This window comes from uncultured Dysgonomonas sp., assembly GCF_900079725.1.
In the GTDB taxonomy this organism is placed as follows: Bacteria; Bacteroidota; Bacteroidia; order Bacteroidales; family Dysgonomonadaceae; genus Dysgonomonas.
Map to the genome: position 1 here is coordinate 4101229 of NZ_LT599032.1, position 21617 is coordinate 4122845.

A 21617-nucleotide genomic window follows, 5' to 3' on the forward strand; every position below is an offset into this window, starting at 1 on the left:
TATGAATATATTTACAAAAGAATTTTGGGCCGAAAGGGATATGGAGCTCTTTATAGGAAAACTGCTTCGCTATGGAGTTACCCTTGCCTGTGGTATTACACTTCTGGGAGGTATTATTTACCTTTTCCAGAATCATGGGGTGTCTATGGAGCATTACAAACCGATTCCGGACGGGCAGCCATTTCCCGGAGTAGAACATTATCTGAGAGAATTGTCTACTATAATTCCCCGTGTTTTATCTTTCGATGGCGCTGCTATTATACAATTTGGGGTATGTGTGCTGATTGCGACACCTATATTGCGGGTTGCTTTTTCTGTAATTGGCTTTCTGATCGAAAAAGACTACATGTATGTGGTGATAACCTTAATTGTTTTATGTATTATTGTAGCTAATATGCTTTTAGGATTACATTAGGACTTGTTTATTACTTTGTTTAGTACAGATATAACCAATAGATAGATGGATAAAATATTTCTTATAACCGTTTTTTTTATATCTCTGTCTGTTCTCGGGCAGTCGGGAAAAGATACAGGCCTCGGCAGTATCAACAAGGAAAGCGCCGAAGCTTATATCGGTTTCCTTGCCAGTGATGCTTTACAGGGACGTGAAGCGGGTAAGAATGGCAGTTGTATTGCTGCAGAGTATATCAAATCTCTGTTGCAGGATATGGGTGTTAAGCCCCTGAATGCCGGTTCTTATTTCCAGCCGTTCGAAGCATATAGCCGCGCGCGTCAGACACGGGCGCGATTTTCCGTACATCCCGATTCTATAGCTAAATATAAGCAGGAAAGGGCCTACAGAAAGCTGGATCTGAAAAACGTTCTGGGATATATCGAAGGTAAAAGGAAAGATGAATATGTGATTGTCGGCGCTCATTATGACCATCTGGGAATGGATGAGAGTCTGGCCGGAGATAAAATATATAACGGTGCTGATGATAATGCTTCCGGGGTATCAGCTGTATTGCAGATAGCAAAAGCTTTTGTCGTTTCAGGTCAGCAGCCTGAGAGAACGGTTATATTTGCGTTCTGGGACGGGGAAGAATTGGGTTTGCTGGGTTCGGAATATTTTGTGGCTGAGTGCCCTTTTGTATCATCTGTCAAAGGATACCTTAACTTTGATATGATAGGACGTAATAAGGATGAAGCAAAACCTGAACACGTCGTTTACTTTTATACCGAATCGCATTCTGCGTTCGGAGAATGGCTCAAGGATGATATAAAAGCATACAAACTGAATCTGAAACCCGACTACAGGCCGTGGGATAAACCTATAGGAGGAAGTGATAATGCTTCTTTTGCAAAACGGGATATTCCTTTGATCTGGTATCATACCGACGGACACCCCGATTACCATCAGCCTACCGACCACACAGATAAAATAAACTGGGATAAACTGGTCGATATCACCAAGGCTTCTTTCCTTAATCTGTGGAATATGGCAAACCTGAAAAACTTTTAAAAACATGAAACATATACTTACTTCTACACTACTCTTACTCTCTATCTGTTGCTTTTCTCAACCCCCCGAGGAAAAGGGTTTGTCTGCTATTACCCGTCACGATGCCGTTACTTATATAGGGGTTCTGGCCAGTGACAGCCTCGAAGGGCGAAAGGGAGGCGAACCGGGAGCAGTTAAGGCTGCCGGATATTTAAAGGATATGCTGGATAGCATAGGTGTAAAACCTTGGCGCGGGAAATATTTTCAGCCTTTTACCCCATCTCGTTTTCAAGGTTTATCGGGTAAGAAACTATCGTTATGCAATGTACTGGGATATATTCCGGGAAAAAATAGTGATGAAATAGTTATGGTAGGTGCTCATTATGATCATCTAGGGATAAGGGCAAATGAAACAAACGATAGCATATATAACGGAGCTGACGATAATGCTTCGGGCGTATCGGCTGTATTGCAGATAGCTAAGGCTTTCGTTGCTTCGGGGCAGAAACCGGAACGAACCGTTGTTTTTGCACTCTGGGATGGTGAGGAAATGGGGCTTTTAGGCTCCTCCCATTTTGTGGAAGAACATTCCTCATACATACCTATTCCGTTGCTTTCACCTATCCCTATAAAAGGATATATCAATTGTGATATGATAGGGCGCAACAAAAACGGAGACGGTGCTCATGTGTCTGTTTTTTATAGCGATAGTAAGCCGGTATTCGGAGAATGGATAAAGTCCGATATAGAAAGATACAGCCTCAAGCTTACACCTGACTTTCCGTCTTTAAACAGTTCGCCGGGAGGGAGTGACCATATGCCGTTTATGCAGAAAGGTGTTCCTGTGATTTTTTATAATACCGATCTGCATCCCGATTATCATAAGCCTAGTGATGAAGCCGATAAGATAAATTACGATAAGGTGGTGGATATAGCTAAACTAGCATTCTTGAATCTTTGGAATATGGCTAATCTGGAGAGTTTCTGAACAGAGTGCCGGATAAAAAATATGCCAACTCTGAATTAGATGTTGGCATATAGCTTATTGATGATGTGGCGTTATTATTCGATAGGATCTCCCGGGACTTGTTTGCCGGGATCATAAATGGCAACCCCAACTTTAGAATCGGCACAACCATAGTATAGGAACCATTTGTTATTGAGATAGGCCAGTCCTTCTATAAAAACAGTCCCGTCGGTATATTGGCCGCTCTTTTCAAATTCGGCCATTGGGCGAAAGAAAGGAGTATCGAGCCGTCCGATGACTTTATATGGGTTCTGCAAATCGAATAATATCTGTCCGGCGCTGTATGTTCCTGCATTGAAGCGCTCGTCACGCTTATCATCGGTTCTGTTCTTTCCATTATAGAGAAGCAGAATGCCTTTATCGGTCATTATCGCCGGAGGGCCGCACTCGGTAAGGGCGCTGTCGAAATACTTATAGCGTGGATAGATAAGGCCTTTCAGCTCGTTCTTTTCATTGAGGAGAGGAGTCCAGTTTATCAGGTCGGTCGATGTAGCGGCATTGATCATGTGTTCGCCCCAGTACATCAGATATGTCCCGTTTACTTTGGTAATTACGAGTTTATCGTCTACTACCTTGGTGACAATCGATGCTGATTTGCTCGCCAGGTCTTTGAAGCGGCCGTCATATGCTTTAGCGAAAGCCGGGCCGTGTTTCTCCCATGTGATGAGGTCTTTGGATGTGGCTACACATAGGCGGGGAATTTGCCGGTTCCATGCGGTGTACATCATTACAAATGTTCCGTCTTCGGTCATGGCAACACGCGGGTCTTCGCAGCCGCCTTCCCATTCATATTCCTTATTGTTATCTTCAGCGGGATATAGCACAGGGGTATTGCGTAATTGCATAGTTATACCATCTGCACTTTCAGCTAAGCCTATACGGGATGTACGTTTGCCTATGCCTGTGGCGGAATTGTCTTCGGCACGGTATAAGACATAGATTTTCCCGTCTTTTACGACTGCTGCCGGATTGAATGTATCACTTTCTTCCCATCCGACTGAATCTTTCCGCATAGGACAGAAGAATTTTGTAGCCGGATTAGGTTCTATTAGTGGATTGACTCCGTCCGGACGGATAAATCCGCCAAAAGCCCATTCCGGAAGGTTGTTAGAGTTATCTGATACAGATGCTTTACTTTCTTTCTTACTACTGCAGGAAAGTATACTAAAACAGATGATCAGAATGAAAAGCGCTCCTAAGTGTTTCATGTTCAGTTGATTTTTGTTATCGTTTCTATTCTAAGGTTCTCATACTTATATTAAGGGATAAAGATAAATAATAAAGGCCATAAAACAGTGAAAGAGAGCTGCAAACTCTCTTTCACAAGATAACCAATAAAATTTACCAATCTGGATTTTGTACCAGATTCACAGCCTTCTGTAACTCGGTTTGCATAATCGGCCAATAATAATGCTTAGGAGCCTCGAATACCCGTGTTTCCTTACAGAAACGTTCCATTCTGTATTTCTTGCCTCCAACTTCGATTTTACCATTAGGATCTTCAACAGGCATCATCCCGTTGATCATGCGTTGGCATTTAGGATATGCTTGATGGTATTGAGCCCAGTAGTTTTTAGACCTTTCGTTGTTTGTAGAACCAGCCGCCAGCCATTGTTGCTCTTTCTTTAACTCCGATTCGGATGTCGGTTCCAGATACAAACGGCTATAGAATGTTCGCTTATTCTCATAGTAGAATTCCACACGACGCTCACGCTTTATGTATTCTCGCATCAGGTCTTTGTTTGTTTTACAGGCTACTGGCATAGGTACCATAAAAGAGCGGGCCCTAACGGTATTCACCAGATCGTATATTGCCTGATTAGGTCCCGATACCTCATTTACAGCTTCAGCGTAGATATAGATGAATTCCGGTAATCGCCATACTGCAGGGGCACTAATGGAAACACTACCACTCCTGTTCCAGCCTTCTTGCAGATATTTGCGGTGATAATAACCGGTGGTGGTGGCATTACTTGCCCCGATTTTGTCACTGCCTGAGGCTGTATTTGTAACAGACGGATTATTCCCTCCATCGCGGAATGCCGCTCCGTGAAATATAATATCACGGTAGAAACGAGGGTCGCGTCTGACTGACATATATGGATTAGTGTCATCATATCCGTCTGCTACGGCTTTACTGTCATAGATAGGATAACCGTATCCATCAGGAGATATATATTCATATTCATCTACTTGTTCCTGTACAGGTTGCTGACGGGATCCACCTCCACGGCTAGGAGGATACATATCACCAAACCAACCTTCATGCTTGTCCTTTGTTACAAACCAGACGGCTTCGTTCTTGAATGCTTCTTCGTCGTAGAACATTTGCCAAAGACGGGTATATACAGTAGATCCGTTATAGTCTTTACCACCGCTGTCATTGAAATCAGCATTAGTATATTTGGTATAAAGGGAATAGCGTGGTTTGCCGTCTGCCTGAAAATCAAGCACAGCTTTAGCTGCATCGCGGGCAGCTTCCCAACGTTTGATATCGTAAGCGTACTCAGATTCAAATTCGCGTTTCCCTGTGTAACCGTAACTGGCAGCTCCGTTGTACATAGGTGCAGCAGCAGTCCATTTTGCGATAGCAATCAGCCCTAAACAAGCACCTTTGTCGGCACGGGCAAAATCTATCCCTGTCTGATTTGCAGGCAGTCGGTTCGCAGCTTCATTGGCATCGGCTGTAATCTTATCAACGATCGTATGTACAGATTCTTTCTTGAAGTCCATAGGTTGGTTGGCATCTACTACATAATCGATATACGGTACTTCACCGTACATACGTACTAGCAGATAATGCAAATAGCCTCTGATGAAATATGCTTCTCCGACTCTTTTGTGCAAGTCGCCCGGATTGATCGGATTGTCGGGAGTATTATACTTGGAAACTCCGGCAATGATTACATTAGCACGGCGTATAGTATTATAGATACCTTTCCAGAACATATCGTTGTTAGGCTGAGGTACAGCCGTAGGACTCCAGTCTCCGCTATTGTAACGGTTCGTGATGTTTCCCTCCACATTAGTTGCCTCAGCCTCATCGGTCAAGCCCGCAGAGGAAAAATGGGATAACCATGTCATTGGCGCATTACATCTTTTGGTTCTCAGGTACAAGTCCGTTACAAGCTGGTTTACCTTCTCATAACTGGCAAAGGTTTTTTCTTCAGGAATCTGATCATCGGGTTGCTTGTCCAGATATTCGCTACATGCAGCAAGAGATACCAACATGACTGCCAGCAGACCTCTTAATATATATTTGAAACTTTTCATATTCTTGTTATTTTATTAAAATGTAATATCCACACCAAAATTAAATACCTTCAATATAGGATACCAGTCTCCTCCTCCATTACGCATTTCAGGGTCTACATCTACATCTCCAAGTTTGTCCCATGTAGCCAGATTTTGAGCCTGAGCATATACTCTGACATTGCTTAGTCCTGCTACTCTTATTATTTTTCGAGGCAGTGTATAACCAAGTTCTATATTCTTTAATCTTACATACGAACCATCGTACATGAATAGAGAACTGCTTTCATTCTTATTGTTAGAGTGCGTACCAATATGCAGAGCCGGATATTTGGCTGTCGCAGCAGTTTCTGGAGTCCATCTGTCGAGGTGCATAGGCCTTACGCGTCCTATCTTATCTTGGTCGAAATTAGGAAAATCGAATACTGCAGCATCTTTTAGCATGATGGTAGAGTTTGTCGCACCCTGGAAGAGTACACTAAAATCGAATCCCTTATATTGTAATGTAATAGGTAATCCGAATTGGATCTCAGGGCTGCGGGGATATCCCATCGCCATGCGGTCATTCTGGTCGGTAATAACACCATCGCCATCCAGATCTTTGTAAACAGCATCTCCCGGTATCAAGGTTCCCCATGGCTGGTAACCATCAGCATTCAATCTGTCTGCTTCGGCTTGATCTGCTACAAAGTGATCGAACACATAAAGCATATTTACATCCAGAGCTTGCCCTGTCTTCCGTCTCCATGCATATTCATAGACAACTTCATTCATGTAATCCACTCTATTGCGGGCAAATGTAAAATTGGGTTTGATAAAATATCTGAAATCTTTGCCTATCTTGTCAGACCATGTTACCTCAAATTCGAGACCATGATTTTTGACTTTACCTGAGTTTATACGAGGGGCGTCTTTTCCTACTATATCAGGGAAACCAAGTTTGTCTCCTGTCAGTTCGGTGAGGATGTCATACCTGTTTTCGTAGAAATAGTCAAATGAGAATCGTAATCTTTGTTTTAGAAAATTAGCATCTAGTCCAATGTTTAATTTTTTTGCTTTTTCCCATGTCAGTATTCTATTAGCCAAGCCACCTTCTCTCCATCCGCCGGGATTTGTATTGAAGCCACCTTCTCCAAAATTATAGCCTTCGCCTCCTTCGAAGAATTGTAGATAACCAAACCTTCCGCCCGGGAGTTTATCGCTACCAACTAATCCGTATGAACCTCTGATCTTTAAGAAGTCCATCCATGATTTAGTGTTATTCATGAATGATTCATTGGAAATTACCCATCCCACAGATCCGGCAGGGAAAAATCCATAACGTTTTTCTTTAGCAAAATTCTCAGAACCATTGTATCCAAAGTTAAATTCCGCGAAATAACGGTCAGAGAAATTATAAGTAAACTGTCCTGTCAGGCCCTGATATCTGTGGTCGGCACGAACTTTGTCTCCATCATATTGACCTTCTGTAGAGCGATTGAACAGAAACATTCCGGTCACATTATGATTTTGTGCGAATGAGTTCTGATACATTAATTTTGCCTGATAGTATGTCCTGTTAGAAGGGTTACTCTGAGTGAAGTTATTACCTACCGTCTGGTCTGTGTTGTATTTATTACCGGTGGAATATACTCCGTCGTAATGACCGGGAGTCCTGTAAATGTCAATGCCATCTTTAGGCTTGAATGTAGCATAAGAAGGATATTGGCGATACCCTTCACTATAAGTGTTGACCTCTCTTCTGGTCCATTGCTCTTCACGGGCATCATATGAGAAAGTTCCTTCGATTTTTAATCCTTTTGTAATGAAGTCCAGGTCATATCCCATAGAGAAGCTACCTTCCAGATAAGTATATTTTTGAGTGTGATAACCCGAACGGGATAGTTCTCCCAATAGATTGAAACGATAAATCTGGTCTCCGAACAGCATTCCTTTAGGATTGCTGACAAAATAGCTTTGATTGGCCGGATTATCGTTCTGTTCCAGTACAATCGGCAGATAAGGAGGCTGGGTCATTGCAATATTCACCAGACGGCTGGCTGCCGAACCAATATTTGTACGGTCTGTAATGCGTGCGCCCAAGTCGAGTTTCACCCAGAACTTATCTGTAATGTCTACATCTATATTAGACCGGAAGTTATATTTCTTGAAATTAGGTGATGCATCATAATCGGATAGGTCTACATGTCTGTAATTGGTTCCCTGATTCATATGTCCGGCCATAACAAAGTATCTGACCTTATCTGTACCTCCGCGAACCGACAGATTATAATCTTGCTGAGCGGCAGATTTGAACATATAATCGAAATAGTCCCAGTTGTATCCTAAACCATCAGAGTTGTCGCCTCTAGCCATTCTGAAATTGGCGATGGCCTCATCTGTAAATGGTTTTTTATAATTTTCCAGAGTTCCGTTCATCATCGCATCGTTTCGCGATGCTTCATTATATAGAGTGGCATAATCGGCAGAGCCTAATAAATTAGGGGTCTTACCTACTTTATTAAATCCAAAAGAAGCCTTGAAGTTCACAGAAGCCTTTTCCGAAGCTTTACCGCGCTTGGTGGTAACAACTATAACTCCATTGGCTCCACGGATACCATAAGGTGCAGTAGAAGCAGCATCTTTCAATATGGTGAATGTTTCGATCTCGTCTGCTGCAAGGTAGGACATGTCGCGTTCTACTCCGTCAACGATTACGATGGGTGATTGATCCCCATAAGTGGACTTTCCACGAATAAACAATTCGGATTTATCCACGCCCGGTTCTCCTCCGCTAAACTGGTTAACGATCAAACCCGGGAGTCTTCCCGCTAGCGCATTATTGATGTTTGCAGTAGGACTTTGTACAAGGTCTTTTGTGGTAATAGTTGCTACCGCACCAGTGATGTTTTCCCTTTTTTGAGTGGTGTATCCCACGACGACAACTTCATCCAGCGCCTTGATGTCCTCTACTAAATCAACATTTAATGTTGTTCTGCCTTTCAGTTCTATCTGTTGTGGCTGGAATCCGATATATGAAAAAACAAGAGTTGCTTCGGCATACGGAACTTTTATGGAGAAATTACCATCTGCATCTGTCATAGTGGCAATGTTTGTCCCCTTTACAGAAACGCTGACACCGGGCAATGTCTCTTTGCTGGAGCTATCGAAAACTTTCCCTGTCACTTCTTTTTGGGCTTGTTCGGTTTTGTGTACTGAAGCCGAGATGTATTGCGGGCTTCCTATTGCTAATAATGTTATTATAAGCAATCCCGTTCTTATGCGCATAAATACTTTTTTAGTAAAAATGTCTTTCATAATAGGTTAATTAAAGTTAGTAATTTGTGGTTCTTTACTATTTAATCGTGTCTCAGAGGGGCGTTTTATAACTCTTAGACACACAGGAATGTCCAGTCGATAGGAGTTTTTTGTTATTTTCATTGTTATAATAATTACGAATAAGGTTAGTTGTTAAAAATCTCTGATCTACTGTTCTCTTTTTTGTTTTCCCATAGGCTATAAATTTTAGATGTTAATAATTGGATTTTTTAATATGAATGGATGTTTTCCCTTCTCCAAACTATAATTTTAACAGATGTATATAAACACGGAAAACCTTCTTTCGAAGAACTGGTCAGTTCTTCGAAAGAAGGTTTTCTTAATAGAAAAGAATAGTCGGATTTTATCTGTTATATCCGGCCTATTGTTTTTTTGTCTTTTTTTAGTTAATGTGTGCTCTCTCTCTCTCTCTCTCTCTCTCTCTCTCTCTCTCTCTCTCTCTAGTAAAATACAGCTAACCGCCAAATTTTCAGTCGAAAAAATGCCTTTCATTGTTATTGTATTTTGTATTATATAGAGCATATATATGAGCTTAAATTAAAGGTCAATTCTTTGTTAATTGCAATCTTTTATATAATTGATTTTTTTTAGGTTTCTTTGGGATTAAAGCAGGAAAACAGTATGCAATATTAATTAATATTAAAATATCTTCTGCTATCCGCTTTACCAAAAGAAGTCTATAATTCGGCCATTGGCGTATATATATACTTCTTTGGTAATTTGGGATACCTGGGTATCAGGGTTGTTTTTGATTAATACAGAAATTTATTTTTTGTTATTTCTCATTAGAGAATGAATAGGGATAATCTGCAGCATTTGTACCTCTTTTTATATTAGGGGTAGCAGCCATTTTGTAATTGATATTAGCCCCTTTCAGTAAGGTATCGTGAGTCAGGTAATTTTTACTATGAGCTTTACCATTGATAGCCATGGATGATATATACCTGTTCGCTTTATTGTTGTTTTCAGCCTTGATAACTACTTTCTTTCCGTTTTCGAGATTCAGAGTGACCGAGTTGAATAATGGCGATCCCAGTATATACTCATCAGAACCTGGGCATACTGGGTAGAACCCAAGTGCAGAAAAGACATACCAGGCCGATGTTTGTCCGTTATCTTCATCGCCGCAATACCCATCAGGATTGGGGTTGTAGAGTTTGTCCATTATTTCGCGTGCCCAGTATTGAGCTTTCCAGGGTTCGCCTGAGTAATTGTACAGGTAAACCATATGTTGTATCGGCTGGTTTCCATGTGCATACTGCCCCATGTCCATCACCTGCATTTCTCGCATTTCGTGAATCATGCCGCGGCTTTCCATCCCTTTACTTCCAGGTACTATGAATACGGAATCCATCATTGTATTGAATTCTTTTTTTCCTCCCATGAGGTCTATCAGACCTTGCGGATCGTGGAATACGCAGAAACTCCAGTGCCAGCTGTTACCTTCACAGAATGCGCGGCTCCAGTCTTCGGCTACAAATGTTTTATCAAATTCACCGTTCTCATTGCGGCCTGTCATCAATTTGAACTTCGGATTGTAGAGATTCTTATAGTTCATGGCACGCTCTTTATATATGCTGGTTTCACTTTCGGGTTTACCCAATGCTTTACCCAATCGGTAGATAGTCCAGTCGTCATATGCATATTCCAATGTACGTGCTGCGCTTTGCCCTATTCTGACATCATCCGGCACATAGCCTAGTTTGTTGTAATATTCATATCCCAGACGTCCTGATGCCGAAACTTTAGGATGTACATTATTTGCTCCGTGTTTCAGGGCTTCCCATAGCGTTTCAATGTCGTAGCCTCTTAGTCCTTTCAGGTATGCATCAGCAACAACGGATGCAGAGTTGTTCCCTACCATAATATTGCGATGACCCGGGCTGGCCCATTCCGGTAAGAATCCGCTTTCCTTGTATGCGTTGACCAGACCTTCCTGCATTTTTTCGTTCATCGACGGATATACCAGATTCAGGAATGGGAATAAGCATCGGAATGTATCCCAAAAGCCAGTATCGGTAAACATATATCCCGGAAGGACTTCGCCATTATAAGGGCTGTAGTGAACAACTTCTCCTTTGGCGTCTATCTCATAGAAACTGCGAGGGAATAGTACCGAACGGTAAAAACAGGAATAGAATGTACGAAGGTTGTCGATGTTGTCGTCTTTTACTTCTATCCGTCCTAATGTTTCGTTCCAGACCTTGCGGCCTTTGTCGGCTATCTGGTCGAAGTTGTCACTGCCGAGTTCTTTGAGGTTTAGTTCGGCTTGTTCGGGACTTATAAATGATGATGCCACACGTGCGTGAACAGCTTCACCTCTCTTTGTAGCGAAGCCGATAATAGCGCCTGTATGGTTTTCTTTAGCTTCAAGTTCGTTCTTACGGATTTCGCTGTCTCCTACAGTTGCCTGATAGGTAAACGGCTTGTCGAAAACAATGACAAAATAGTTTTTGAAATTATCGGGTACGCCGCCGCTATTGCGTGTTGTGTAACCTATTATTTTGTTTTGTTCCGGAATAATTTTCACATAAGATCCCCGGTCGAAAGCATCTATAACAACATAGGAATTATCTTTCTCCGGGAAAGTGAAACGGAATATTGCCGCGCGGTCGGTTGGCGTTATTTCGGTTGTTATATCCGAATCGGCAAGATATACCTTATAGTAATATGGTTTTGCTACTTCCGATTTGTGCGAGAACCAGCTGGCCCGTTTGTCCTGATTGAAAACAGGTTTGTCTACAATCGGCATGATGGAGAATTGTCCGTAGTCGTTCATCCATGGGCTGGGTTGATGTGTTTGTTTGAATCCTCTGATTTTGTCGGCAGTATATACATACGACCAACCATTACCCATTTCCCCGGTCTGAGGCATCCAGAAATTCATCCCCCAAGGACGGGCTATGGCCGGATACGTATTACCTGTCGATAGCTCAAATTTAGATAATGTCCCTGTCAGGATACTTACATAGTCTACCGGATCTGTCTTAATTTGTGCAACAGTAATAATTGCAAATAAGAAGAATATACCAGAAGTAATTGCTTTCTTAATCGTGTTTTTGATATTCATAGTCGTGATAGTATAGTAATTGAAATTTATTTATTCATACTGAATGATGGCGGTACAGCGTTATCGTCTGAGGCCCATTTTTTATTCGGATGTTTTCCCATAACCAGTTCTAACTTTCCGCCTTGCATCAGTTCTTCATGTGAGAACCATGATTTATTCCAATCTTTACCATTTAATTTCGCGGATTGAATGTATTTATTTTCAGGAGAGTAGTTAATTGCCACCACTTCAAATGATTTGCCGTTGCCGATATTCAGTTTTGCACTCTCGAAAGTCGGACTTCCTATTACATACATCGGTAATCCGGGGGTAACGGGATAAAATCCGATCTGCGAAAATACGACAAATGCGGTGAGGCCACCTCCGTCTTCATCGCCGGGAATACCCATCACATCGTTTCTGAACCATTGATTCAGCAGTGTGTGTACACGCTTTTGAGTACGCCAGGGCTGTCCTGCATAATTGTATAAATACGGAATGTGCATTGCAGGTTCGTTCCCCATCGAGAATTGCCCGACATTACCGCTATGATCGGCATAAATATGATAAAAATCGGGTTTTCCTTTCCCCAGAGGGGTGCTGTACATATCTTCAAGTTCTTTTACAAAAGCGTCTTTTCCTCCGAGCATGCTTACTAAGTCTGCAATATTGTGTGGCACGTCCCAGCGATATACATATCCGGTATTTTCATCGTAAGCATCGCGTCCGCCAATACCCGGTGGAAAACGGTAATCAAGGTCTTCCATAAATTTGCCTGATGCATCTTTAGGATGGAAAAACTTAGTCTCGGGATTAAATACCTTATGGTAGTTTAGGCTACGTTTCGAGAAATAATCGGCTTCGTCATTCTTGCCTAATTGCTTTGCAATAAGCGACAGGCACCATTCATCGTAGACAGTACCCAGGGTAACAGCGATAGGCTGGCGTCTTTCCCACCCGTGAACTTCCGGAGCTGTTTCCTTTTCTCCCTTTGCCAGGGAAGGGAAGTATCCGTGTTCTTTGTAGAACCGGTCTAATACTCCGGCGGGCTTGGATGACCAGGGAGCCAGTGTTTTTTCGGTGATTGCCGCTTTGCTCACATTGTATGCCTCTTCAAGATTGAATCCTCTCAATCCTTTTATGTAGGCATCGGCAACCATAGCTGCCCCGTGATTCGAATTCATACGGCGGCTGTCACCCGTCACTTCGGGGAAGTTTGGCATCCACGGATTTTTCATCTGGCGGGTCATTACTATGTATGAGTTGACCATATCATCTTCCATCTCAGGCTCGATAATTATGCGCAACGGGTGTGTTGCACGGTAAGTATCCCAGATCCAGTCGTCGGTATAGAATGGACGGCCTTCGTCATTGTGGACTTTTCCATCATAGGCGCTAAAGTAATTCCCGTCTTCCGAAATGCAGATCATACGTTCGTAAGTACGGTAAAGAGAGGTGTAGAAAACTGTCTTGGCATTGTCATCGATACCCGAAACCTGTATCTTTCCCAGTGTTGAATTCCAGATGTCGCGGCCTTTTTGCGCCAGGTTTTCCAGATTATAGTCTTTTATTTCTCTCCTTAGATTATTTTTAGCCTGTTCGGAACTTATAAATGAGACTCCGTAACGCACCTTTATTTGTTTGGTTCCGGCAGGATATTTCATCACATAAAAAGCGTTCCGGCCTTGTGTGGTTTTTTCGTTGCTATTTATAGTATTTCCTTTGTGAGTTCCAACTTCTGAAGGTTGTATATCAGTTTCGAAGTAAATGTATACTTTTGTATTGTTGCTAAGATTCTGATATCCGTATACTGTATTTTTATCCGAATTGAGTTCCCCGTCCCGGGTATTGAGGATCAGATAAGCGGATTGATTACTATTTTCGAAATCGATGTAATAGATTCCTGCCTGATGTGACGGTGCATATTGGGCATGTATATTATAATCGTCGAGATCGACACTGTAATAATATGGTTTTATGATTTCGTTGTCGTATCCGAAGTTGATTGTACTTTTTATATCTTCTACTGCTCCCTGATACGGGCTCAGATTAAAGGCAGAGCTTCCCCTATGGCTTGTGACGATCAGGGGAAGTCCTGCAATAGTATTGCCTGTATAATTTTCGCGTTCGGGATATACCCTGAGCATACTATTAGGTAAATGTACAGTCGGATAGGTTGGCACCAAAAGGTGGCTTATATTACCGATGTATGGATTTACATAGTCGACAGGCTGACTATTATTCTGGGCATTTATATTGCTTGTTAGTAAAAAGAGTAAAATTAAGGAGTAAGAGACGAATATACTTTTCTTCATATTTTGTAGGAATGTTATATTCAAATAAGGGCCTATTCGATTTTAGGGTTAATATAAGCTGGAAATGTTTATACAAACATATATCTATACTATTAACCGGGGTATTAATTAATTATTAATTGGCGCAAAAAGGAACACTTTTGTCTTGTTTGTATACCTCTAAGCTATCCGTTAAAGTATACAATAAGGTAGATCATTTGCGCTGACGTGAAATGTAATTGTGTTGAGGGATAGCTTGTTAGAATCTACTTAGTTTAAGAGACCTTTTTAGTGGGTTTGTTTTCAATGAATAATTAAAATTTTGTATCTGATTATGAATAACTAATTTTATATAATTTTGTACTGTGTGCGATACCTTAAAAGAAATAAGATGAAAATTACCATACTTTTTGTTTTTATTTTTTGTCCTTTCCTTACTATTATCTCACAATCCAAAGATATGGATAAAAGCTTTTCATATGGATTGAACTTTAAGTCTCATGAGGTAAATAAGGATGATAGGACTTCTCTTGATTTACTCCCCGATAAACCGCTAAAGTTAACCAAAGGATATACACTCGAATTTGATCTTAAACTTACAAACAGTAACCATACATACGGATATATATTAAGGATTATCGCAAATGATACTACAAGCCTGGATATGACGTCTTACCTGGGGAATAATCGCATCAATGTTATACTTAACGGCATACATAATACAAAAGCCTCATCGGAATATAAATACGAACGCAAACAACTGGAAGACAAATGGGTGAAAGTAAAGATCGAGGTTCGTACAGGTTCAGTGACATTTTCCATAGATGGAAAAGAAATATTGATTGATACACCGGATAATTCGCTGGGAATATCTACGATCGAAAAGATATACTTTGGGGCTAACAGGCATAAGTTTTTTTATACATCTGATGTTCCTCCTATGTCGGTAAAAAATATAGAAATCAAAGATGATAAAGGAAAAATTGTCCGTAGGTGGGATATGGGCAGGCATAATGTAGCTGCCGTATATGACGATACCAATGGATACAGGGCCATAGTATCGAATGGCATATGGGAAATAGACAGGCATACAAACTGGAATAAGGACATGAGTTTGATTACCAGGAATATTTATCCCCAGATTGCGACGGATTCTATTAATAACAGAGTGTTTGTAGCTACAAATGATAGTTTATATATAATGCATCTGAAAAATAAGTCGGTACAACGTATAAAGGTCGATGGAGGGAGACCTTATCAGGGTGCATCCAGTTATCTTATTTACGACTATATAGCGGATAGGTTAGTCTCATACAGTATAAGCCATCCCGAGCTGATATTATATAACTTTGATACCAACATGTGGTCGGGTAGCCCGTCGGATATGTCTTTGTATGTTCAGCACCACAACAAGTTTATAAATCCGGATACAGATCAATTGGTGGTATTTGGCGGTTATGGGCTGTATAGGTATAGCGCCGCTTTATCAACCTATAATTTGAATACAGGAGGGTGGGAGACAAAAGACCTTATAGACCAGTTAAGCCCCCGCTATTTGTCTTCGTTGGGTTATTTAGGTGACGGGCAGATTCTGGTGTTTGGCGGATATGGGAGTAAGACCGGATCGCAGGAGGCTTCATCGTATAACCTTTATGATCTTCATTTGGTCGATACCAAGGCTAAAACCAGTAAGGGACTGGGTACACTCGACGGGATGCAGGAACCTTATGTTTTTGGCAATTCGATGATAGTTAATATAAAGGAAAATAAATTCTATGTTCTGGCTAACAGGAGCGATGTGTATAAATCTTCGATACGCCTGATGGAAGTGAATATGAATGACTTTTCTTACCGGTTCCTGTCCGATTCCATACCATACAATTTTCAGGATACCGAGTCTTTTTGCGATATGTTCAGGTATAAGAATTCCACGATATATGCGGTTATATTACAAAGGACAGAAGGGGGAACATTTGAAATCGGTATATATTCATTGCTTTATCCGCCATTATCACAAACTGATATTTTGCAGGTACCTGGTGCAAGGAGTACATTCGGTAATTCTCCGGTAACTTATATAATTATAGGACTGTTCGTTATTGTAATTCTTGTGGTGATTTATCTGTTAAGAAGGAATAGAACGGAGAGAACAGGATCGTCCTCTGTTGTGGATGATAAAGCGTTCGTTTCTGCACCTGTATTGCCTCAGGTACCCCATATACATAAAGAAAAGAAACGCTCAAAAATATCGTTACTGGGTGGCTTTCAAATTTTCGATAGGGGAGGGAATGATATAACAGGCTTCTTCACTCCGGTAATCAGGCAGATGTTTTTAATGTGCTTGCTTGAATATATTGCTACGGGAAAAGGGGTGACATCTGAGCGTTTGGATGAGGAGTTTTGGTTTGATATGGATAAAAATAAGGCGACCAACAACCGAAATGTAAATATCCGTAAACTGCGACTCCTTCTTCAGGAAATAGGAGATGTAACTTTTCAGAAAGATAACAGCTACTGGCATGTAAGTATTGGGGACGATACTTTTTGCGATTATGTGACGGTAATGAATCTGTTACATGAAATATCATCTGCTGATAGAGTAATAGAAAAGCCGGTGATAGAGAAAATTATTGGAATTGCATCAGCTGGTTTGTTGTTGCCGAATATAGATAAGAGGTGGGTCGATAGATATCAGTCCGGTTATTCGGATCTGCTTATCACTACCTTACTGAAAGCGGCAAAAACAGCAGAAATAAGGAACGATTTCCGTTTATTGGTAAAGTTGGCCGATGTAATACTTATCCATGATAGTATAGACGAAGATTCTGTGCAGATCAAATGCCGGAGTTTATATAAGTTGGGGCAAAAGGGTTTATCTAAGCAATGCTATGATAAATTTTGTCTGGATTATAAGAGTATCCTGAACGAAGAACCACAACTTAAATACGACTCTATTATCTCGGAATAAAAAAGCCGATATACCTTCTAAATTGGTATACCGGCACATTATCTCATTAAATTATTATCCTATCTGGCTACCCGGAGTTACGTCTTTAGGCGGCTGAATCAATGATAGAGTGCCATCACTGTCTTCCACAGACAACAACATTCCCTGCGATTCCACACCTTTCAGTTTACGTGGTTCAAGGTTAGCCACAAAGCATACCTGTTTGCCTACAAGGTCTTCGGGTTTGTACCATGCTGCGATACCCGATATGATTGTACGTTTGCCCATTCCGTCATCTATAAGGAACTGGAGCAGTTTATCAGCTTTCGGCACTTTTATGCATTCCAATACTTTGCCTACACGAAGGTCGAGTTTTGCAAAATCATCGAACGCTATATTTGCTTTCTGAGGAGCAACCTTTATCTCCACAGCCTGCTCATTTGCTTTTTTTGTATCAAGCAGCTTTTGTATTTGTTTCTCTATTGTTTCGTCTTCTATTTTGGCGAATAATAGTTCCGATGGGTTTAGTTGATGGCCTGCCGGTAATAAATCTATTCTACCCAGTTGTTCCCATGTCAGATTATCTTTATTGATAAACTGTCGGATCTTCTGTACACTGAATGGTAGGAATGGTTCGAAAGCAATAGACAGGTTCGCTGTCAGTTGCAACGAAATGTTCATAATAGTTTCCACGCGTGCCATATCTGTTTTAGCCACTTTCCACGGCTCGGTGTCTGCCAGGTACTTATTCCCGATACGGGCCAGGTTCATTGCTTCTTTCAGCGCGTCGCGGAAACGGAATGTTTCGAGATACGACTCCACCACTTCCTTTACGTCGGCAAACTCCTTCAGGGTTTCTTTGTCGTAGTCAGTTAACTCGTGTATCTGTGGGACTTTGTTGTCGAAATATTTTTGAGTAAGTACCAGCGCACGGTTGATAAAGTTTCCGAGTATGGCAACCAGCTCATTGTTATTGCGAGCCTGGAAGTCTTTCCATGTAAAATCATTGTCTTTAGTTTCAGGAGCATTCGCTGTAAGTACATAGCGCAGGATATCCTGTTGTCCCGGAAAATCTTCGAGGTATTCATGCAGCCATACAGCCCAGTTGCGCGATGTGGATATTTTATCTCCTTCGAGATTCAGGAATTCGTTTGCCGGAACGTTTTCAGGTAAGATAAACGAGCCTTCTGCTTTCAGCATAGCAGGGAATACGATGCAATGGAATACGATATTGTCTTTACCGATGAAGTGAAGTAATTTTGTATCTTCCGATTTCCACCATTTCTCCCAGCTGTCAGGTAACAATTCTTTTGTATTCGATATATAGCCGATAGGTGCATCGAACCATACATAAAGCACTTTTCCCTTGGCATCCGGCAGAGGAATAGGTACCCCCCAGTCGAGGTCGCGGCTTACGGCACGGGGTTGTAATCCCATATCCAGCCATGATTTGCATTGTCCGTATACATTCGATTTCCATTCCTTATGATCTTCGAGTATCCACTGGCGAAGCCATGACTCGTGTTTATCGAGAGGCAGGTACCAGTGTTTTGTTTCGCGCATTACAGGCGTTGAACCGGAAATTGTGGAACGGGGATTCTTCAGGTCGGTAGGACTTAAAGATGTTCCGCACGATTCGCACTGGTCTCCGTATGCGTTCGGATTGCCGCAATGCGGACATTCACCCATTATATAGCGGTCGGCAAGGAACATTTGCGCCTCTTGGTCGAAATATTGTTCGCTTGTTTTTTCTTCAAAATCTCCGTTTTGGTATAGTTTGAGGAAAAAGTCAGAAGCTGTTTGCTTATGTATCTCCGAGCTTGTACGTGAATAGATATCGAAAGATATGCCGAAGTCTTCAAACGACTTTTTGATTATGGCGTGATATTTATCTACGATATCCTGTGGCGTCACGCCTTCTTTCTTGGCGCGTATGGTAATAGGTACGCCATGTTCGTCAGAACCTCCGATGTGTATTACTTCCTGGCCTTTCAGCCTGAGGTAACGCACATAAATGTCGGCAGGGATATAAACGCCTGCCAGATGTCCGATATGGACAGGCCCGTTGGCATAGGGGAGGGCCGATGTAACGAGGGTTCTTTTGAATTTCTTAGTCATATAGTATATTGTTTTATATTTTTTCAGAATATCAGGATGCAAAGATAGAAACTAAAAAGGAAAAGATATTTTTTTTATAAATTAATTCGTTCCTATTTTCCATGTTAAGAAGATTATATAAACAAATAGGTCTGTCCGGATGTTAACTAACCGGAGATATAGATGCAGCTTTTTAACATTTTATTCATCTATATAGTATAAGTGATTAAATATAGGTATTAATTAAAAGTAAGGAAAAATGAAGAACTTAACAAAAACAATGCTGACACTATTTTCGGTAGCCGTATTATTATCATTCACAACATCAATGAATGCGCAGAATCAAAAAGTAGATTTAGATAAAGAACTGGCTGCCTTTCCTAAAGCGGAGGGTGATATGGTAAGGCACGTAATAGAAATGAAAAAGAAATCTGACGAATCATTGTACAAAGTAGAAATAATCCCGGGAAAAGTGATGAGTGTAGACTGTAATCATCACTCGCTTATGGGTAAACTGGAGGAAAAAGACCTGCAAGGTTGGGGATATACTTATTATGAGTTTACTTCCGACGGGCAAACCCGTTCTACAATGATGGCTTGTAACAAACCGAATGAAAACAGGTTTGTGAGCGGTCAGACTCTTATCGTAAGATACAACAGCAAATTGCCGATTGTAGTATATGCGCCAAAGGGGTATGAAGTGAAATACAGGATATGGAAAGCCGATAAAGAAAAAAGTTCGGTAGAGAAGTAAGTATTGCAATATAAAAGAAAGAGCCTGAATCAATGCAGATGAAGTGAGCCCCAAAGTTTGGACAAAAAACTTTGGGGTTTATTTATGAATAAAACACATTCCTTTTCCGACCGTCTCATGTATATGCATCTGCTTGAAGACGGTTACAGTATCAATTACGTAAGTACAAAGTATGGGATCGGTTTTAAGCTCTTAACTTGTTTGTGGATTCAGTATAAGCAGCATGGTTTAGAAGCCTTACGCAAAAAGAAGAATATTTGTGCAAGTGGAGAGCTAAAGCGTACAATAGTCTCCGATATTGAAAATAATCATTTATCTTTGGTTGAAGCTTCGTTAAAATATGGAGCAAGCGACAGCCGTATATCCACTTGGCTACGGATAGCCAGAACTGACGGTTTGAATGCGCTTGATATTACAAAAAAACGAGGCCGCGCAAAAGGTATGGGAAGACCTAAGAAGAAAGCACCTGAGACGGAACTCGAAAAGCTCCGTGAAGAGAATCTTAAGCTCAAAATAGAGAATGAGCTATTAAAAAAAGTGAAAGCCTTAGTCGAAGAAAAGGAAGCCCGTCTACGCAAGATTGGGCGCAAGCCATCCAAGGACTAAGGCAGAAAGGTCATGATCTTCAAACAATACTGAGGATCCATGGGATGGCTCGCTCAACCTTCTATTATCATATATCCCGTATTAACAGCACAGACAAATATGCTGATATAAGAAAACGTATAGTTGATATTTTTGAAGCTCACCACAAACGTTATGGGTATCGTCGGGTGTATATGCAGCTCCTAAATGAGGGATATTTGATTAATCATAAGACGGTGCAAAAACTTATGGCAGAAATGCATCTGAAATCAAAAGTCCGTAAGGTAAAATATAAGTCATATAAAGGAGAAGTTGGCAGGATTGCTCCTAACGTACTTAATCGTGACTTTAAAGCTGAAAAGCCATACCGAAAATGGGCTACAGATGTTACTGAATTTAAAATTGAGGGTAAGAAGGCATATCTTTCTCCTATTATTGATATGTTCAATGGGGAAATCATATCTTATACCATATCCGACAGTCCTGATTTAAAGATGGTTATGGATATGATAAAAAAGGCTCAAAATAAAGTGAACATAACCGGCGAACTTATTTTGCACTCAGATCAGGGATATCATTATCAACATAAGCAATATCAGATGACACTTAAAAAGAATGGAATTATACAAAGCATGTCTCGCAAAGGTAATTGTTTGGATAACGCTGTTATGGAGAATTTCTTTGGCATTATGAAGTCTGAATTACTATATTTGAAGAAATTTAAGAGCATCAGTGAGTTTAAAAAGGAACTGACAGAATACATCGAGTATTATAATAATGAGAGAATCAAACTTAAATTAAAAGGAAAGAGCCCGGTAAAATACCGAACTCTATACACTTGAATTTTTTATTA

14 protein-coding genes are annotated in these 21617 nt (G+C 41.0%); 7 read left to right on the forward strand and 7 right to left on the reverse strand.

Annotated features, from left to right (window positions below; translation table 11 throughout):
- The first annotated feature begins 1 nt into the window (after position 1).
- The 3 genes from QZL88_RS16905 to QZL88_RS16915 are packed head-to-tail and all read left to right on the forward strand — an operon-like array spanning position 2 to position 2429.
- Entirely contained in the window at positions 2–415 is a 414-nt protein-coding gene (locus QZL88_RS16905) for a DUF1634 domain-containing protein (RefSeq protein WP_006799712.1), read from the forward strand.
- Between the two features lie 45 nt (positions 416–460).
- Complete coding sequence (locus QZL88_RS16910) at positions 461–1462, forward strand: M20/M25/M40 family metallo-hydrolase (protein ID WP_296943046.1); 1002 nt, start codon at positions 461–463, stop codon at positions 1460–1462.
- A 4-nt stretch (positions 1463–1466) separates the two neighbouring features.
- Complete coding sequence (locus tag QZL88_RS16915; protein ID WP_296943048.1) at positions 1467–2429, forward strand: M20/M25/M40 family metallo-hydrolase; 963 nt, start codon at positions 1467–1469, stop codon at positions 2427–2429.
- 74 nt (positions 2430–2503) lie between these two features.
- Here the strand turns inward: QZL88_RS16915 and QZL88_RS16920 are convergent, their stop codons facing one another.
- The 6 genes from QZL88_RS16920 to QZL88_RS16945 all read right to left on the reverse strand — a co-directional run bounded on the left by QZL88_RS16920 (position 2504) and on the right by QZL88_RS16945 (position 14402).
- Positions 2504–3676, reverse strand: a complete 1173-nt coding sequence (locus QZL88_RS16920) for a glycoside hydrolase family 130 protein (protein WP_296943050.1) — start codon at positions 3674–3676, stop codon at positions 2504–2506.
- Between the two features lie 133 nt (positions 3677–3809).
- Entirely contained in the window at positions 3810–5741 is a 1932-nt protein-coding gene (locus QZL88_RS16925; protein ID WP_296943052.1) for a RagB/SusD family nutrient uptake outer membrane protein, read from the reverse strand.
- 15 nt (positions 5742–5756) lie between these two features.
- On the reverse strand, positions 5757–8987 hold the full coding sequence (locus QZL88_RS16930; RefSeq protein ID WP_296943054.1) for a TonB-dependent receptor: 3231 nt from the start codon (positions 8985–8987) through the stop codon (positions 5757–5759).
- A gap of 300 nt (positions 8988–9287) precedes the next feature.
- Positions 9288–9530: a hypothetical protein gene (locus QZL88_RS16935; protein ID WP_296943056.1), complete on the reverse strand. Its 243-nt coding sequence runs from the start codon at positions 9528–9530 to the stop codon at positions 9288–9290.
- 283 nt (positions 9531–9813) lie between these two features.
- Positions 9814–12108, reverse strand: a complete 2295-nt coding sequence (locus QZL88_RS16940) for a GH92 family glycosyl hydrolase (protein ID WP_296943058.1) — start codon at positions 12106–12108, stop codon at positions 9814–9816.
- A gap of 26 nt (positions 12109–12134) precedes the next feature.
- The gene (locus tag QZL88_RS16945; RefSeq protein ID WP_296943060.1) at positions 12135–14402 is read right to left on the reverse strand and encodes a GH92 family glycosyl hydrolase; all 2268 of its coding nucleotides are present in this window, start codon (positions 14400–14402) and stop codon (positions 12135–12137) included.
- A 370-nt stretch (positions 14403–14772) separates the two neighbouring features.
- On the opposite strand from QZL88_RS16945, the gene QZL88_RS16950 reads away from it, so the two are divergent.
- Positions 14773–17349, forward strand: coding sequence for a hypothetical protein (locus tag QZL88_RS16950; RefSeq protein ID WP_296943062.1), 2577 nt, complete (start codon positions 14773–14775; stop codon positions 17347–17349).
- A 54-nt stretch (positions 17350–17403) separates the two neighbouring features.
- On the opposite strand, the gene metG is transcribed toward QZL88_RS16950, so the two are convergent.
- Entirely contained in the window at positions 17404–19476 is a 2073-nt protein-coding gene (metG, locus tag QZL88_RS16955) for a methionine--tRNA ligase (protein ID WP_296945123.1), read from the reverse strand.
- A 208-nt stretch (positions 19477–19684) separates the two neighbouring features.
- On the opposite strand from metG, the gene eco reads away from it, so the two are divergent.
- The 3 genes from eco to QZL88_RS16970 all read left to right on the forward strand — a co-directional run bounded on the left by eco (position 19685) and on the right by QZL88_RS16970 (position 21606).
- Entirely contained in the window at positions 19685–20179 is a 495-nt protein-coding gene (gene eco / locus QZL88_RS16960) for a serine protease inhibitor ecotin (protein ID WP_296943064.1), read from the forward strand.
- 84 nt (positions 20180–20263) lie between these two features.
- Positions 20264–20785, forward strand: a complete 522-nt coding sequence (locus QZL88_RS16965; protein ID WP_296941046.1) for a hypothetical protein — start codon at positions 20264–20266, stop codon at positions 20783–20785.
- Positions 20707–21606, forward strand: coding sequence for an IS3 family transposase (locus QZL88_RS16970; RefSeq protein ID WP_296945052.1), 900 nt, complete (start codon positions 20707–20709; stop codon positions 21604–21606). The genes QZL88_RS16965 and QZL88_RS16970 overlap by 79 nt, the downstream gene beginning before the upstream one ends.
- Positions 21607–21617 lie beyond the last annotated feature (11 nt).

Bases quoted from the DNA above. Each gene is read 5' to 3' on its own strand.
- QZL88_RS16905 (WP_006799712.1), top strand. From the start codon at position 2: ATGAATATATTTACAAAAGAATTTTGGGCCGAAAGGGATATGGAGCTC.
- QZL88_RS16910 (WP_296943046.1), top strand. From the start codon at position 461: ATGGATAAAATATTTCTTATAACCGTTTTTTTTATATCTCTGTCTGTT.
- QZL88_RS16915 (WP_296943048.1), top strand. From the start codon at position 1,467: ATGAAACATATACTTACTTCTACACTACTCTTACTCTCTATCTGTTGC.
- QZL88_RS16920 (WP_296943050.1), bottom strand. From the start codon at position 3,676: ATGAAACACTTAGGAGCGCTTTTCATTCTGATCATCTGTTTTAGTATA.
- QZL88_RS16925 (WP_296943052.1), bottom strand. From the start codon at position 5,741: ATGAAAAGTTTCAAATATATATTAAGAGGTCTGCTGGCAGTCATGTTG.
- QZL88_RS16930 (WP_296943054.1), bottom strand. From the start codon at position 8,987: ATGCGCATAAGAACGGGATTGCTTATAATAACATTATTAGCAATAGGA.
- QZL88_RS16935 (WP_296943056.1), bottom strand. From the start codon at position 9,530: ATGAAAGGCATTTTTTCGACTGAAAATTTGGCGGTTAGCTGTATTTTA.
- QZL88_RS16940 (WP_296943058.1), bottom strand. From the start codon at position 12,108: ATGAATATCAAAAACACGATTAAGAAAGCAATTACTTCTGGTATATTC.
- QZL88_RS16945 (WP_296943060.1), bottom strand. From the start codon at position 14,402: ATGAAGAAAAGTATATTCGTCTCTTACTCCTTAATTTTACTCTTTTTA.
- QZL88_RS16950 (WP_296943062.1), top strand. From the start codon at position 14,773: ATGAAAATTACCATACTTTTTGTTTTTATTTTTTGTCCTTTCCTTACT.
- eco (WP_296943064.1), top strand. From the start codon at position 19,685: ATGAAGAACTTAACAAAAACAATGCTGACACTATTTTCGGTAGCCGTA.
- QZL88_RS16965 (WP_296941046.1), top strand. From the start codon at position 20,264: ATGAATAAAACACATTCCTTTTCCGACCGTCTCATGTATATGCATCTG.